The following is a 14,939-nucleotide window of genomic DNA, read 5'->3' as shown; positions in this document are numbered from 1 at the left end:
TCTCCCCCCCTACGCGACCGATTTCAGCTTTTTCGAGAGCACCTTTTCCACGGCTTCTTGCAGGATATCGAGACCCCTGTTGAGATCTTCATCCTCGATCGTGAGGGGGCCGAGGAACTTGACGATTTCGTCTTCCGGCCCGCTCGTTTCAATAATGAGCCCGTTCGCGAAGCACTCCTTGACGATCGCGCCGGCGATCGCGCCGTCCTTGACGTCGAGGCCGAGCATCATGCCGCGGCCTTTCACGCCGACGGTCTTCGACCCGTACTTCTTGGCGATCGCGCGGAAGCGATTCTCGATGACCCCGCCCTTGCGCGCGATCTCCTTCTGGAACTCGTCGGTGCGCCAGAAATGCTTGAGCGCGGCCGCGCCGGTCACGAAAGCGTGGCAGTTGCCGCGGAATGTGCCGTTGTGCTCAGCCGGCTTCCAGATGTCGAGATCGCGGCGGATGAGCGTGACGGCCATCGGCAGGCCGTAAGCCGAAATCGACTTGGCGAGAGTCACGATGTCGGGCTTGAGACCCGCTTCCTCGAAGCTGAAGAAGGTCCCCGTGCGGCCGACCCCCGCCTGAATGTCGTCAACGATGAACAGCGCGCCGTGGGCCTTCGCGATTTTCTCGATCGCGCGCAGCCATTCCTTCGAAGCGGCGTTGAGTCCGCCTTCTCCCTGCACCGTCTCGACGATGACCGCGGCAGGCGCGTCGACGCCGCTCGAAGCGTCGGACAGCATCTTGTCGAGATAGTCGGCGGTGTCGACGCCGTCCTCGAAATAGCTGTCATAGGGCATGCGCGTGACGCCTGAAAGCGGCACGCCCGCGCCTTCGCGGTGATGCTCGCTTCCCGTCGCGGCCAGCGCGCCGAGGGTCACGCCGTGAAAGCCGTTCGTGAAGGCGATGATGTTCGTCCGCCCCGTGACTTTCCGGGCAAGCTTGAGCGCCGCCTCGACGGCGTTCGCGCCGGTCGGCCCGGGAAACTGGATGACATAGTCGAGCCCGCGCGGTTTCAGGATCGTTTCCTCGAACTCGCGCAAAAACTCTTCCTTGGCGTCGGTTTCGAGGTCGAGGCTGTGGGTGAGCCCGTCGCGCTCGATATAGTCCATCAGCGCTTTTTTCAGCGCCGGATGATTGTGCCCGTAGTTCAGGCTCGAGCAGCCGGCGAGAAAGTCTATATACTCCGAGCCGTCGTCGGCCGTCAGCCGCGCGCCGCGGGCGCGCACGAACTTCTTCGGGAAGTTCCGCGCATAGCTGCGCACGATCGACTCCCGACGCTTGAAAATATCTTCCGGGTATTTTTTGTCGTTTTGTTCAACGCTCATGGCGCCCTCTCTCCTGTTTTCCTGTCGAAATCGAAAGGCGAACGCCGGTCAGGCGGCGTTTGCGCCCGCGCGCACCGGCGCAATGGTGACGAGGTGCTCGCTTTCGTGCCTGCCGCCGAAATGTTTTGCGCGATCAAACAGAACCGCGCTCGACATCTCTGCGCCGAGCCTGTCGGCGAGCTTCGCGAACAACGCCCAGGACGATTTGTTGCCGGGCGTTATGGTGGTCTCGATGCGCGTGACGCCCTTCACGGGGTCGCGCTCCAGCAGCGCTTCGATCATGCGCGGGGCGAGGCCGCGCCCGCGGGCCTTCTCATGCACGGCGACCTGCCATATGAACAAGGCTTCAGGCTGCTCCGGCGGGCGATAGGCTGAAACCCAGCCGACCGCTTCTCCATCCAGCTCCGCCAGAATGCATGTCCCGGCGAAATGCGTGCACTGCAGAAGATTACAGTACAGGGAGTTCTCATCGAGCGGGGGGCAGGCTTTCACCAGTTCCCACACCCGCTCGCCGTCGGCGGCGGTAGGACTGCGCATCGAAACCGCGCCGGCGTTTCCGGCGTGCGTTTCGGCGGTTTGGGACATTCAGATCGTCTCGACTTTCGTCTGCGGACGCGACTTACTTAGGACAGCGAAGGAAAATGTCAACGCCGGGAGCCAAGGCGCGAGAGAGTCTGCACAATCTGACGCCTATCATGGCGGATTAACGCTGAAAATCGCGCAAAAGCGTCGTCAGCGGCTATAAAGCTCCGGACGAAATCATTTGCATATCGAATGATTGTTTGCGTTTTGAGGGGGAGGAAAAACGCGCGCGACGCCTGGTCCAGAGGCGGATTCGTCTGCTTAAAAAGAAAGAACGAGAGAGATGACGAAAGATAAAGCCGAACAGGCGCTGGTGGCGCTGCGGCGAATACTGCGGGCGACTGAAATAAACGCACGCGCGCTGGCGCGGCGCGCGGGGCTGACGCCTTCGCAGCTCATTATTCTCCAGGTGATCTCCAGGGCGGAAAACGTCACGCTAGGCGCGATCGCGCGAGAGGTTTCCCTGACGCAGGCGACCGTCACGGCGCTGGTTGACAGGTTGGAGCGCGCCGGCTTCGCGCGACGTCGGCGCGATCATGAGGATCGCCGGCGCGTGCTCGTGAAGCTTACTGAAGCGGGGCGCGCAGCGCTCGCCGCTGCGTCGGATTCCCTGCAGGAACGGTTCGAGACGCGTTTCGCCGCGCTTGCCGACTGGGAGCAGTCGATGCTGATCGCCGCGCTCGAGCGCGTGGCGCTTCTTCTTAATGCGGAGGACCTCGACGCTGCGCCAGTGCTCGACTATGGCGCTATCGACAAATAAGCCGTTCCCGCATCACTCTGCGGCGCGGGGGCGTTCTTCACGCGATGGAACAGACGCGGGCGCAGCTTCGCGGTTGCGCGGGCGGATCCTCGTCTGGGCGAGGAGCTCAAGCGCGCGATCGCCGAAGTCGGGCAAGCGCCGTCGCAGCACTGCGGGCGCGGCGAGCATCACAGGCGTCAGCGCCAACGTCAGGACTGTCGAGAAGGCGAGCCCGTAAACGACCGCCGAAGCGAGCAGAACCCACCAGTCCGACGTGGTCGAGCCGCGCGAAATCGTTCCGGCGGCGAAGTCGACGTTAAGCTCGAACACCATCGGCAACAGGCCCATGATCGTCGTCGCCGTGGTCAACAGAACCGGGCGGGCGCGCTGCGCGGCGGCGCGGATCACGGCTTCCTCGACCGCAAGGCCTTTCTTGCGCAGATGCTGATAAGTGTCGATCAGCACGATATTGTTGTTGACGACGATGCCGGCGAGAGCAACGACGCCAGTGCCGGTCATGATGACGCTGACATACTGGCCGGTGATCGCGATTCCCAAAAGAACGCCGAACACGGACAGAATGACGGCCGACAATGTCAGGCCGGCGTGATAGAAGCTGTTAAACTCGAGAAGAAGGATCATCGCGATCATGAACATCGCAGCGGCCATGGCGGCTTCGAAGAAGCTCGCCGCCGCAACGGTTTCCTCGTCGGCGCCGCGCATGATCCACTCCACGTCGTCGCCTAGCGCGCCGCTTTCGAGCCAATTCTTCATCAGCGCGATAGCCTGATCCTGGCTCACCTCATGGCCGGGGATGCGCGTGTTGCCGTTCGCCTTGACCTCGACGATGCGGCGGCCGTTGCGCCGCTGGATGCGGTCGACCTGCGGGCGAGCCTCGCGGGCGACGAAGTTCGAGAGCGGCGCCGCGCCCTGCGGCGTCTGCACGCGAATGGAGTCGAGCGCGAAGATCGAGCGATGTTCTTCCGGGAACCGGACCCGGATGTCGATCTCTTCGTCGGAATCGTCCGGACGGTATTTGTCGATGAGCAGTCCGTCGGTGACGAGCTGAACCATGGCGCCGGCTTCCCGCACCGAAAGGCCGTAACGGCCGGCCTGAGCCCGATCCACCTCGATCGCCCATTCGACGCCGGGCAGCGGCAGCGTATCCTCCCGGTCCATATAAGCAGGCACGATCCGCCCGTTCGCCTTGATCTCGGCTTCGTCGATGAAAGCGCGGGTCTTTCGCGCAGCCTCAAAAAGCGCGTCGAGATCGGGCGAGGAGAGCTCCACCTGCACGTCCTTGCCGACGGGCGGGCCGCCCTCGCGCTGGCGCACCTCGACGACAACGCCCGGCGCGCTCTCGACTCGCGCGCGAAATTGTTCGGAGACGATACGGGAATGTTCTCGCTGCGCGTATGGAACAAGGTCGATGCCGATCTGACCGACCGTGTCGGCGGGCAAGTCGAGGTTGCGCGCCAGGCCGGGGCCGGTCTGAAGGTAGATGTGTTCGATCGCCGGATGGTCTTCGATACGGCGGGCGACATCCTGAACGATATCAAGTTTCTGCTGGGCGGAGAGATTGCCGCGCGCGCGCACAAGGATGTTCACGTCTTCCGAATCGGTGCGCAGGAAGAACTCCATGTCAGGAGAGGCGGCCATGAACGAGCCTAGACATATGGCTACGAGCGTGCAGGCTGTGCTGATGGCGATCAGCGGGCGCTGGATGATGGCGCGCAACGCGCGGGCGTAAACGCCCAGCGGACTGTCAAGCGTCGCGGGATCGACCTCCTCGATTTCAAGCTCGCGCGGCCGATCCGTCTTGCCGCGCAGGCCGAACTTCTCCTTCATCCATTTCGGTATGCCGAGAAGCGAGCCCAGCACCGGCAGAAAGATCAGCGCGACCACGAGCGAGGCGCTCAGGACGAAGATCAGCGTCAGCGGCAGATATTTCATGAATTCGCCGGCGATGTCGCGCCAGAACAGGAAGGGAATGAAGGCGGCGAGCGTCGTCGCGGTCGAGGTCGTGACCGGCCAGAACATGCGCTTGGATGCTTCGGCGTAGGCCGAGCGCCGGCTCGCGCCCTCGTTCATCCGACGGTCGGCGTATTCCACGATGACGATCGCGCCGTCCACCAGCATGCCGACGGCGAGCACGAGGCCGAACATGACCATCATGTTCAGCGTGTAGCCGAAAAGCGACAGCAGAAAGAACGCGATCAGGAACGAGGTCGGAATGGCGACGCCGATCATCAACGCCGAGCGCGGACCCAGCGCGGCGACGACGACGATCATGACGAGCAGGATTGCAGTGACGACTGAAGAGGTAAGGCCCTCCAGCGTGTCGCGCACGAAAACGGACTGATCGTTGAGATAGGCGTGCCTGATCGTGGCGGGCCAGAACTGCGCGTGCCGCTCGGTGATGCGCCGGGCTTCTTCGATGGTTTCGACGATGTTGGCGCCGGCCCGCTTGGTGATCTCGACGCCGATAGCAGGTTGGCCGTTGAACAGCGCGTAGCCGGCCCGGTCGACGAAAGCGCGCCGCGCCTCGGCGACGTCGCCGATCGTCACCACTCGGTCGCCGTCGGCGCGCAGCGGAATCGCCGCCACGTCTTCGGGGCTGCGCACCAAGCCCGGCGCCTTCACCGCGAAGCGTCCGTCTTCGAGATCGAGCGCGCCGGCGGTCACGAGCTGGTTGTTCGCCGTCACGGTTTCAACGACCTCGCGCACGGTGAGGCCGTAATTTTCGAGCGTGGCGGGATCGACGATGACCTCCAGAAGCTCCTCGCGGGCGCCGACCAGATTCGCCTCAAGCACGCCGGGCGAGCTTTGCAGGGCGTCTTCGAGCCGTTTGGCGGCCTGATAGAGCGCGCGTTCGGGCGCCGGACCGTGGAGGATCACCGACAGAATTGGAAATTCGGTCTGGATGTTGAATTCCCGGATCACCGGCTCTTCGGCGTCGGCTGGATATTCAGCCTTGGCGCGATCGACGGCCTCGCGCACGTCGAGTACGGCCTGGTCGATGTCGATGGTCGGGACGAATTCGAGAAAGATCTGCGCCGCCCCGTCATAGGCGAGGCTGTCCATCTGCTTCAGCCCTTCAAGATTGCGAAGCTCGATTTCCGTGGGCCGGATGAGCAGACGCTCGCCGTCTTCGGGCGACACGCCCGGCAGGGGCAGCGTGACGAGAACGAAAGGAACCGGAATATCGGGGTCGGCTTCGCGGGGGATCGTCTTGAAGGCCGCAAAGCCGAAGACGATCATCACCACGAGCGCGGTCATGACGACGCGCGCATTGGCGAAAGCCGCGTCGACGAGCCTCGTCATGCCGGCTCCTCCGCACGCGCGACGGCGACCTTCTGACCTTCTTTCACATATTCATGGCCGCGGATAATGAGATTGATCTCGCCGTCGAGTCCGTCGACCCAGACGCCCTCGGGGGCTTCGCCGAGCAGGGTCACGGGCTTGAACGCAACGATGTCGCCGGGCCCCACCACGCGCACGCCGATGCGGCCCTCATCGTTGAGCGACAGCGCCGAGCGCGGCAGCAAATGCGCTTCACGGCGGCCGGCGAAAATCGTGAAAGCGGTCGTCACGCCGTCGCGCAAGACGCCGTCCGGATTCGGGACTTCCAGTTCGACGCGGAAAGTGCGCGTGGCGGGATCGGCCGTTTTGCCGACGAACCGGACGGCGCCCTCGACGGTCTCGCCGGTGACGAGCTTCGCCGCGCCGCGATCGCCCGGCGAGATTTTGGCGACGTCCTTTTCCGAGACCGCGCCGACGACGAGAAACGGCGTGTCGCCGATCAATAGACCGCAAGCGTCGCCGACATTCATGAAATCGCCGATCTCGACGTCGCGTCGTTCGAAGACGCCCCTGAAGGGTGCGACGATGCGGGTCCGTTCGACTGCGAGCGCGGCCTGCTCGCGGGCGGCCCTCGCCTGGTCGAGCGCGGCCTTGGCGGCCGCCACTGCGGTTTGCGAGCGATAGCCGTCCTCGGCGAGCTGCGCGGCGGCGCGGTAATCGAGCTCGGCCTTGGCGAGCGCGGCCTCGGCCTCCTCAAGCGCGGCGGCGCGGGCGTCGACCCGAAGGCGACACAGGACCGCGCCTGGCTCCACAAAGGTTCCGGGCTCCGTCGGGGTCTCTTCGACGACGCCCGAGATCTCGGCGCGCGCCATGACCTTCCGCAGGGCCTCGGTGCGACCGCTGACCGTCACCTTATCGCGCCACTCCGCCGGTTTTAGCGGCGTCGCAATCACCGCGAACGCCGTTTCCCCGGCGTCGTCGCTGGGGCCGTCGGCGCGGCCGTCGCTCAGCAGCGTTCGCGCGCTGAAATACAGAATTGTCGCTGCGACGATGGACAGCGCGATCTTGACGGAGGCGGAAAGCTTCATGGCCGGGCGCCTTTGCCGGTCGCGCCTCCGGAGGGAGGCGGCGCGTGGGTGAATGATTCATTCAAAATTCAGAAAACTGCACAGTATACCTTACGTCGTAAAACCTAAAGGCGGATTTACTCCGAATCCCGCAGCCGCAGCGGGCTGGCGTGGAATCAGATTTTTCCAGATGGGAAGAAGACGCGTCGGAACGAGAGAATGCGCCAGAGCCAGCTCCCGTCCGATGGCCTTCGTTCGCCATCGCGGCGCGCGTGATACGCGCGATAATCGAGTTTCAGCCTTAATAATAATAGTTCGACGCGGCGAACATGCGGGCTTTATTGAGAACGACGCCCACGATCGGCTTGTCCCCCAGAAGCTGACGCGCCTCCTTGAGATCCTGTGACCTGGTTTCGCCGCTGGCGGCGACGATCAGCACGCAGTCGACCTTGGGAAGGAAGGCGATGGCGTCGTCACAGCCCAGAAGCGGAGAAATGTCGAAAATCACGATGCGCGACTGGAATTCTTCGACGCATCGGGCGATGAGTTCGTCTGCGCGGGCGGAGGTGAGGTGCTCTGCGCCCCGGCGCGTGACGCGCTCATTCGCGATCAGCAACATGTCCGGCAGATCGGGGCGAAGCACGACCTCCCGCAGGGCGCGTCTGCCTTCGAAATAGTCGAGCACGGAGGGAACCTCTGCAAGCCCGAGATATTTCGCTATGCTCGGCCGATAGAAGTCGAGGTCGACGAGAGTCGCGCGCGATCCGCGCTTGGAGCCCACGGCGATGGCGAGATTGATCGCCGTCACAGTCTTGCCGGCGCCGGAGTCAGGCGAGACGACGGCCAGGGTCTTCCAGCCTTCAGCCTCCATCCTCTGCAGAACGCGGGTGCGAAGCACCCGATAGGCCGCCAGCGCCGGGTCTTGCTCGTTAGAAATAATCCGGTACTTGCCGAAACCGTCGAAATTGCAGGAGACCTGCTGAAAATGCTCGATATCGGGCGCGGGCTCCCGGTGAAAGCGCGGCCGCGGTTCCGGCGCCAGCCGTTCAGCGAGCTTCGGATTGGTGCTGCGGGCGCGCGAGACGGCTTCCCTGATGCGATCCATAAATTGACGTCCTCGACCTGAGCGACAGTTTATGTCGTCTCCGGATTGACATTGTCTTGCGGCGTCGGAGCCGGCGGCGCGCCCGCCGTCGATATCGCCATCAACGCCGCCGCGGCGGCGGATGCGGCCGGCGCAGCCTTCGGCCTGAAGAACGGGAACGGCCAGCGGATCCGGCGCTCATTTTCGGACGGGATGTAAGGAATGATGACGAGCGGATCGGTCTCCAACAACTTTGCGAGATGATTGCGGCCGCGCACGGTCCCGAACAGCAACTCTGAGCCGAGCGCAAGGGCGCCGCCGGCCGCGCCGGCGAAGAAGAAGACGAGCACGGCGAGCTTCCCGCGCTGAGGGCTCGACGGCCGGTCCGGACGGGTCGCGGCTTCGAGAATGGAGAATTTCTCTGCCTTCTGACTGTCTTCGAGGTTCTCGGCGAGCTGGGCCGCCTGTTGCTTGGCTAGGATGTCCTGGTATTCCCGGTAAAGATTCTGGTGCTGGCGGGTCAGGGCGGCGAGCTCGCGCTCGACCTCCGGCGTGCGCGCGATGCGCGCCTCGAGATCGGCGATAGACGCCTTGAGCTTGTCGCGCTGGGCCTCGAGAAGCGATTTTCTGTTGTTGGCGACGGCGATGCGGCCCTGGAGCTGGGCGCTCAGGAAGTCGCCGCCCTTGGCGCTGGCCTGCTCGGCGATCTTTTCGGATAATTGCGTCTGAAGCCGGGTCGTTCTTTCTCGCGCTTGCGCCAGCGCAGGGTCTTCCGGCGACAGCTCGCGTTCGGCCTGCTGCATCGCCAACTCAGCTTCGGCGAGCGTTTTCTGAAGATTCTGGATTTCGCGATTCGGCGTTAATTCGCGCTCCAGCGCGGCGATCTGATCCTTCAGCGCGCGCACGCTCGGATGCGCGTCCCTGTAGACCGCGCGCAGACGCACGAGTTCGCCTTTCAGCCGTGCGAGCTCGGCGGCTGGGCCGGCGTCGAAATTGGCGCCGGCGAAATAGCTCAGGAGCTGCGTTTCGAGAAAGCGCAGCTCCTCTTCAAGCGCGGTGATCGAGGCTTCCGTCGCGACGAGGTCGCGGTTTGCGCGTTCGAGCGCGGACACATGCATATTGAGATGTTCAGGCAGCGCGTCGGCGTTTTCCGTCTTGAAGGCGGCGATCCGGGATTCGACCTGGCTGACGACATTGGCCAGCCTCGCGACTTCCTGGCGGAAAAATTCGGTGGTGTTCGCCGCGCCCGCCGTGCGCGTGCGCACGTCTTCCGTCAGGAAAAGGGACATGACCTCGTTGGCGACCTTGGCCGCCGCGTCCGGCGAGGGATCGGTGTAGGAAACGGTGAAAGCGATAGTATTGTCGCGGCTGCGATTGCCGCCCACCGTGATGTGCGAGATCCGTATACGGTCGCGCATCATCCGCACCCGGTCGCTGCTGGTGTATTTGTCGCGGGGAAAGACGTTGAACTTGTCGGAGATTTCGAGAAGGCGGTTTCGGGTCATAACCCGTTGGCGGATGGTCTGTATGCGCTCCTGGGCGTAAGCGTTAATTGTGGAGCGCACCAAGTCGGGCGGAATCTGGGCGGATTCGACAAGGATTGTTCCCTGGGCCGTGTATTGGGCGGGCAGAAGCGCCACCACGCCGACGCCGACGGCTAAAAACAGGGCGAAGGGAAGCAGGAAATACCAGAGTCGCCGACGCAGGATGATCAGCGCGTCCTCAAGGGTGAACTCTTCGCGCATGGTCCCTGAAGCTCCCTCTCGCGCTCCCGCCGGCCGCGCGGTATCAGGCCGACGCCTCCGTCCGCGCCGCGCCGCGCCGCCTTAATCAGCCTTCCGGCCGACTTGGGGCGAACGCCTGCAAGTCGCGCGCCGTCTTTCGCGTTCGCGTCCAAGCAAACGCCCCGACGCGTATTACAAACTTAATATTCCGCATGGTTCTTGGAAAGCTGACGTTATAGCAGGGGACAGCGGAGTTCCAACGGAATAAAACGCGCCAGCGACCGGCCGCCGACCATGAGAATTATCGAAATAGACGATCAAGTCTGGTCACGGGGGCTGTCGCGGCGGGCCGCAGCGCAAAAAACCGGCCCCCGATGGGAGCCGGTTCTTCAAAACCGTTGATTATTGCCTGCGACAGGCTGCGTTTAAGCTGCCTTGCGGCGACGCGCGGCGAAGCCGAGGCCGGCGAGGCCGGACAGAAGCAGCGGCAGCGCGGCCGGCACCGGAATGGCGCTCAGGTCGACGTTCACGTTCGCCGCCGTGCCGCCGGCGGTGAGAACGGAGTTGCCGTCGAAGGCGACCCAAACCGCCGCGAGGCCGGCGAGATTGACCGCGAAGGTCGAGAGGATCTTCAAGCCCGCCGCGTCAGTGAGAACGAAGCTGTCGATCAGCACCGTCAGCGCCGCGTCCGCGTAGAACGACATGGTGAGATTTTCCACGCGCGGCAGAGTGCCGTCCTCGGTCACGAGATTGATCGGATCAGCGATCACCCAGGTGACGAGCGGTCCGAGATTGATCACGCCGGCGGCCGAGACCGCGCCGCTTTCATTGTTGTTGATGTCGAATTCAACGCCAACCGTGCCGCCAAGATTCAGCGGATCGTTGGATACGACGACGCTCGCGGCGCTCGCGACAGAAGCGAACGCGAAGGCGGCGAGACCGGCGACGGCGCCGAGAAGTTTGTTCATGAGAACCCCCAAGAAACTGTTACTACCGCAAACCCGGCGGAGCTCTCCCCCGCCAGTTCAGCTTGGAACATCCCGCTTTCGCGAGAGCTTGTCAATGGAATGTTATGGTTAACCCGCCACAAAGAGTCTTTTTTTTGTAAATTCATGCGAAAATAGTCGGCGATGGATCGCTTTACAATCAATAAGCGAAAACGCCGACGCAAACGCACGGGATGGGATTGGGCGGCGAAACCAAGGGGGCGCGCTGAGAGTCTCCCTCTGCCCATGGAAATCCGGGCTTCTGGAGGTCTGGAGTGCGAACCGTCGTTTGGTCCGACCCTTGCTATCGTCATTGCGGGATCAGGGTGAACAAAGTATCACCGGCTTGCTTCAGATCTTTCGGGTCGAGCAGGTTGGGGGAGATCGCGACGCGCCATGACGGCGTCTGTCTCATCTCGGGACGTGCAGGTCGGACGGGATTTTCCCGCAAAAGGAGACGTTCGCGCGCTTCCGCGCGACGATTTCGACCGGCCGGTCTGGTGCGTTTTCGGCATGCCGGTGGATCTGATCGACCTCGGCGCGGCCGCCGCCGCGGTGGAGGCGGCCATGCGCGATCGGCGACGGCTCGCTTTCATCACCCCGAACGTGCACTGGCTCGTGCGGTTTCTGCGCGATCCCGAAGCGCGCCGGCAGACGATCGACGCCGATATGAGCTTCATCGACGGGGCGCCCCTGGCGGCGCTCGCCCGGCTGTTGGGCGCGCGCGTTCCCGGCCGTGTCGCCGGCTCTGATCTGTTTGAGGCGTTGCGGGCGCGTCCCGGCCTGTCCGGTCGGCGTCGCCGGATTTTTTTCTTTGGCGGCGAAGAGGGAGCCGCGGCGAAAGCCGCTGCGGCGCTGGCGCTCGATCGGGGCGGGCTCGAGCCTGCCGGCTGGCTCAATCCCGGGTTCGGCGATGTCGAATCGATGAGCGGCGAGACGACCATCGAGACCGTCAATCAAGCCGAGGCGGACATGGTCGTCGTCTCGGTGAGCGCGGCGAAAGGCCAGGCCTGGATTGCGCGCAATCAGCATCGCCTGAACGCGCCGGTCGTCGCCAATCTCGGCGCCGTCGTGAACTTCACGGCGGGAACCGTGCGGCGCGCGCCGGAAAGCTGGCGCAGGTTCGGATTCGAATGGCTGTGGCGTATCCGCGAGGAGCCGGCCCTGTGGCGGCGTTATGCGACAGACGGAGCGACGCTCCTTGCGTTCGCAGCCCGCCGACTGCCCGGACAGCTTCTTGCGATGCGCGCCGCCCGGCGTTCGGGCGCGCGGGCCGACGCCATGGTGATCCGGGAGCCGGGGGCGACGGTCGTCCGGCTTTCCGGCGATCTTCTGGCCCCCGATCTGGCGGTCGTGAGGCGCGCGTTTCGCGAAGCGGCCGCGTCCGACGCCCCTGCGGTCCGCCTTGATTTCGCCGCCGTCGGACGGTTCGATGGCGCCTTCATGGGGCTTGTGCTGATGCTAGAAAAACATGCGCGCCGCCGCGGCGCGCGGCTGGAGACGGCGTTCTTGTCGCGCGCCGCGCGCGCGGTTTTCAGAAGCAACGCGATGAATTATCCGTGCTCGGCGGGGCGCTCCGCAGGCGGCGGCGCGACGGCTGAGGCCGCCGTCTCGGCCTGAGGCGGCAAGACCATTGCAGACGGCGGTTGCGGCCGGCGAAGCGGTTCAGGTCGGAACAGGCGAGGCGAGAGGTTCGACAAGGGAGATGGCGTTCATGAGGACCGAAGCGAGATTGAAGCGCGGCTTGCGGTTGGCGGCTCTGACGGGCGTCCTCCTGATTTCGGCGACCGCGGCGTGCTCCTCGCCCGAGGAGAGACTCGCCCGTTATACCCAGAGCGGTCAGGAGTTCCTGGCGGAAGGCGACCTCGGCAAGGCGAACGTGCAGTTCCAGAACGCGCTGAAGATCAACGAGGATCATGTGCCGGCGCTGCTGGGGGTCGCGGAGATCGCCGAGCGCAAGCAGGATTTCGATAATCTGTTCGGGATCCTTCAGCGCGTCGTCCGGCTCGATCCGAGCCAGGTCGAGGCGCGAGTGGATCTCGGAAAGCTTTATCTGGTCGGCGGCGACGAGACCGCCGCGATGGAAGCCGCCGACGCCGCGATCGCGCTTGATCCGGAGAACGCCGAGGCGATCGCGCTCAAGGCCGCCGTGCTGCTGCGTCTCGACGATATGGCGGGCGCGACGGAGCTTGCGCGCAAGGCGCTGGCCATCGATCCGGCCACGCCCGAAGCCGTCGCCGTAATCGCGGCCGAGCGCGCGAAGTCGGGCGACGAAGAAGCCGCTCTCGCCGAGGTGGAAAAAGGGCTGGCGGCCGACGCGAACATTCCGGTTCTGCATCTGCTGCGCCTTCAGCTTCTGGCGAAGATGGAACGTACGGAGGATCTTCTCCAGGCGCATCGGGAAGTGATTGCCCTTTATCCTGATAATGTCGCCTATCGTCAGCTTTTCGTAAAAACGTTGCTTGACGAAAAGAAATATGCGCTCGCCAAGGCGCAGCTCGAAGAAATCGCGCGGCTGCGCCCCCGCAATGCGGATGCGGTGCTTGACGTCGTGCGGATCGAAAACCGCCTGAACGGCGCAGAGGCCGCGAAGGAAATCTTCCGACGTTATATCGAATCTCGTCCCGACGATCTGGAGCTGCAGTTCCGGTTCGGGGGCTTTCTGCGACAGCAGGGCGATCTCGCCGGCGCGGAGGCGGTGTTCAAAGCGCTCGCCGCCCGCAAGGGCGACGCCGCCGTGACCTTGCGCGCGCGCAACGAAATCGCCGCGTTGCGGCTTCTTCAGGGCGAGAAGGAAGAGGCGCGCGCGATCATCGATGAAATTCTGGCTACGGACGACAGGAATACGGAAGCGCTTCTCAAGCGAGCTAGCCTCAAGATCGACGCCGGCGAGCACGACGATGCGATTCTTGATCTGCGTACGGCGCTCGAGGATCAGCCCGATTCTGCTCAGGCTAAGGCGCTGATGGCCGCCGCATTCGAGCGCAAGGGCGACATCGAGTACGCCAAGAGCCAGCTCGCCCAGGCCGTCGCCGACAGCGGAAATGATCCGACCATCACGAACGCCTACGCCAAGCTGCTGATGCGCGCCAATAATGTCGTGCTGGCGGAGCGAACGCTGGTCGAATCGCTCGAAAAGCACCCTTCTGATCTGGAGAACCTCAAGCTTCTCGCTGCGGTTCGGCTCATGCGGCAGGACTGGCGCGGAGCTGAGGAAACGGCGAAGCGCATTGAAGAGGCGAGCGCCGAGGATCCGGTAGTTAACCGCATTCGCGCCGCGGCCTATGCGGGACTCAAAGACTACGCCGGCGTCATCGACGCCCTTGGCGAGGAAAACGTCCGCAAGTCGCTGTCAGGCCGCCCGCTGGCGACGCTAGTGGGGGCTTATGTCCAAAGCGGCCGCAGCGAAGAGGCGATCGGGATGCTGCGTTCGATGATCGAGTCGAATGCGGACAATTACGAGGCGAGAATATTGCTCGCTCGAACGCTCGCAACGCTCGATCGGCGCGATGAAGCGGAAGCGACGTTGAAAGAGGCGCTTGCGCGGGCGCCGGAACGGGCCGAGGCGATCGAGCTTCTTTATCGCCTTATGGTCGCCGGCGGCCGGCTCGACGAAGCCGGAGCGATGCTCGACGCCGCGATCGCCGCCGCTCCGGACAATATCGGCGCGCGCATTTACAAGGCCGACTATCTTCTCGCGGGCGGCCGTAAAGAGGAGGCGCTCGCGATGTATGCCGATATCCTTGAGCGTCGGCCAGGCGATCTTCTCGCGTCTAATAATTATGCGAGCCTGCTCGGCGAACTCCGCGACGATCCGGAAAGCCGCGCCAAGGCGCTGAAGGCGGCCGAAGTGCTGAAGGGCAGCGAGAATCCCTATTTTCTCGATACGCTCGGCTGGGCGCAGCACCGGGCGGGCGACCACGAAAGCGCCATCGAGAATCTGGAGAAAGCGCTCGCAGGCTCGACCGGCTTCGGCGAGGCGCATTATCATTTGGGCGCGGCGTACCTTGCGATCGGCGAGACCGAAAAAGCGCGCGCCGAACTGCAAAAAGCGGTGGAGGCCGGCGGTCAAGGAGCATGGATCGAAGAGGCCAGGCGGCTTCTGGCGCAGAACTGAGAGCGTCTTGACCATGCGCGGCG

The 14,939-nt window shown here is 64.0% G+C and carries 10 protein-coding genes; 3 read left to right on the top strand and 7 right to left on the bottom strand.

Annotated features, from left to right (window positions below):
* Positions 1–9: 9 nt before the first annotated feature.
* Both ectB and ectA read right to left on the bottom strand, forming a co-directional pair.
* Positions 10–1,314, bottom strand: coding sequence for a diaminobutyrate--2-oxoglutarate transaminase (gene ectB, locus CHB64_RS01630; protein ID WP_089410839.1), 1,305 nt, complete (start codon positions 1,312–1,314; stop codon positions 10–12).
* Positions 1,315–1,362: 48 nt separating this feature from the next.
* On the bottom strand, positions 1,363–1,899 hold the full coding sequence (gene ectA / locus CHB64_RS01625; RefSeq protein ID WP_089410838.1) for a diaminobutyrate acetyltransferase: 537 nt from the start codon (positions 1,897–1,899) through the stop codon (positions 1,363–1,365).
* A 280-nt stretch (positions 1,900–2,179) separates the two neighbouring features.
* On the opposite strand from ectA, the gene CHB64_RS01620 reads away from it, so the two are divergent.
* A complete protein-coding gene (locus tag CHB64_RS01620) occupies positions 2,180–2,656 on the top strand; it encodes a MarR family winged helix-turn-helix transcriptional regulator (RefSeq protein ID WP_089410837.1) in 477 nt (158 codons plus the stop codon).
* Positions 2,657–2,668: 12 nt separating this feature from the next.
* Here the strand turns inward: CHB64_RS01620 and CHB64_RS01615 are convergent, their stop codons facing one another.
* The 5 genes from CHB64_RS01615 to CHB64_RS01595 form a co-directional block, all read right to left on the bottom strand.
* Positions 2,669–5,959: an efflux RND transporter permease subunit gene (locus tag CHB64_RS01615; RefSeq protein ID WP_089410836.1), complete on the bottom strand. Its 3,291-nt coding sequence runs from the start codon at positions 5,957–5,959 to the stop codon at positions 2,669–2,671.
* Positions 5,956–7,026, bottom strand: coding sequence for an efflux RND transporter periplasmic adaptor subunit (locus tag CHB64_RS01610; protein ID WP_089410835.1), 1,071 nt, complete (start codon positions 7,024–7,026; stop codon positions 5,956–5,958). The genes CHB64_RS01615 and CHB64_RS01610 overlap by 4 nt, the downstream gene beginning before the upstream one ends.
* A 280-nt stretch (positions 7,027–7,306) precedes the next feature.
* On the bottom strand, positions 7,307–8,110 hold the full coding sequence (locus tag CHB64_RS01605; RefSeq protein ID WP_089410834.1) for a CpsD/CapB family tyrosine-protein kinase: 804 nt from the start codon (positions 8,108–8,110) through the stop codon (positions 7,307–7,309).
* Between the two features lie 29 nt (positions 8,111–8,139).
* On the bottom strand, positions 8,140–9,834 hold the full coding sequence (locus CHB64_RS01600; RefSeq protein ID WP_089410833.1) for a GumC family protein: 1,695 nt from the start codon (positions 9,832–9,834) through the stop codon (positions 8,140–8,142).
* A 404-nt stretch (positions 9,835–10,238) separates the two neighbouring features.
* The gene (locus CHB64_RS01595) at positions 10,239–10,781 is read right to left on the bottom strand and encodes a VPLPA-CTERM sorting domain-containing protein (protein ID WP_089410832.1); all 543 of its coding nucleotides are present in this window, start codon (positions 10,779–10,781) and stop codon (positions 10,239–10,241) included.
* A gap of 414 nt (positions 10,782–11,195) precedes the next feature.
* Here CHB64_RS01595 and CHB64_RS01590 point away from each other — a divergent pair, with 414 nt between their 5' ends.
* Positions 11,196–12,419 carry a WecB/TagA/CpsF family glycosyltransferase gene (locus CHB64_RS01590; protein ID WP_089410831.1) on the top strand — a complete coding sequence of 408 codons (1,224 nt, stop codon included), beginning with the start codon at positions 11,196–11,198 and terminating at the stop codon, positions 12,417–12,419.
* A gap of 94 nt (positions 12,420–12,513) precedes the next feature.
* Positions 12,514–14,916, top strand: coding sequence for a tetratricopeptide repeat protein (locus tag CHB64_RS01585; protein ID WP_159462368.1), 2,403 nt, complete (start codon positions 12,514–12,516; stop codon positions 14,914–14,916).
* Positions 14,917–14,939 lie beyond the last annotated feature (23 nt).

This window comes from Amphiplicatus metriothermophilus (assembly GCF_900199215.1).
Taxonomy (GTDB): Bacteria; Pseudomonadota; Alphaproteobacteria; order Caulobacterales; family Parvularculaceae; genus Amphiplicatus; species Amphiplicatus metriothermophilus.
Note: the sequence above shows the minus strand (reverse complement) of the source record. Positions and strands in the feature narration are given on the sequence as shown.

Bases quoted from the DNA above. Each gene is read 5' to 3' on its own strand.
- ectB (WP_089410839.1), bottom strand. From the start codon at position 1,314: ATGAGCGTTGAACAAAACGACAAAAAATACCCGGAAGATATTTTCAAG.
- ectA (WP_089410838.1), bottom strand. From the start codon at position 1,899: ATGTCCCAAACCGCCGAAACGCACGCCGGAAACGCCGGCGCGGTTTCG.
- CHB64_RS01620 (WP_089410837.1), top strand. From the start codon at position 2,180: ATGACGAAAGATAAAGCCGAACAGGCGCTGGTGGCGCTGCGGCGAATA.
- CHB64_RS01615 (WP_089410836.1), bottom strand. From the start codon at position 5,959: ATGACGAGGCTCGTCGACGCGGCTTTCGCCAATGCGCGCGTCGTCATG.
- CHB64_RS01610 (WP_089410835.1), bottom strand. From the start codon at position 7,026: ATGAAGCTTTCCGCCTCCGTCAAGATCGCGCTGTCCATCGTCGCAGCG.
- CHB64_RS01605 (WP_089410834.1), bottom strand. From the start codon at position 8,110: ATGGATCGCATCAGGGAAGCCGTCTCGCGCGCCCGCAGCACCAATCCG.
- CHB64_RS01600 (WP_089410833.1), bottom strand. From the start codon at position 9,834: ATGCGCGAAGAGTTCACCCTTGAGGACGCGCTGATCATCCTGCGTCGG.
- CHB64_RS01595 (WP_089410832.1), bottom strand. From the start codon at position 10,781: ATGAACAAACTTCTCGGCGCCGTCGCCGGTCTCGCCGCCTTCGCGTTC.
- CHB64_RS01590 (WP_089410831.1), top strand. From the start codon at position 11,196: ATGACGGCGTCTGTCTCATCTCGGGACGTGCAGGTCGGACGGGATTTT.
- CHB64_RS01585 (WP_159462368.1), top strand. From the start codon at position 12,514: ATGAGGACCGAAGCGAGATTGAAGCGCGGCTTGCGGTTGGCGGCTCTG.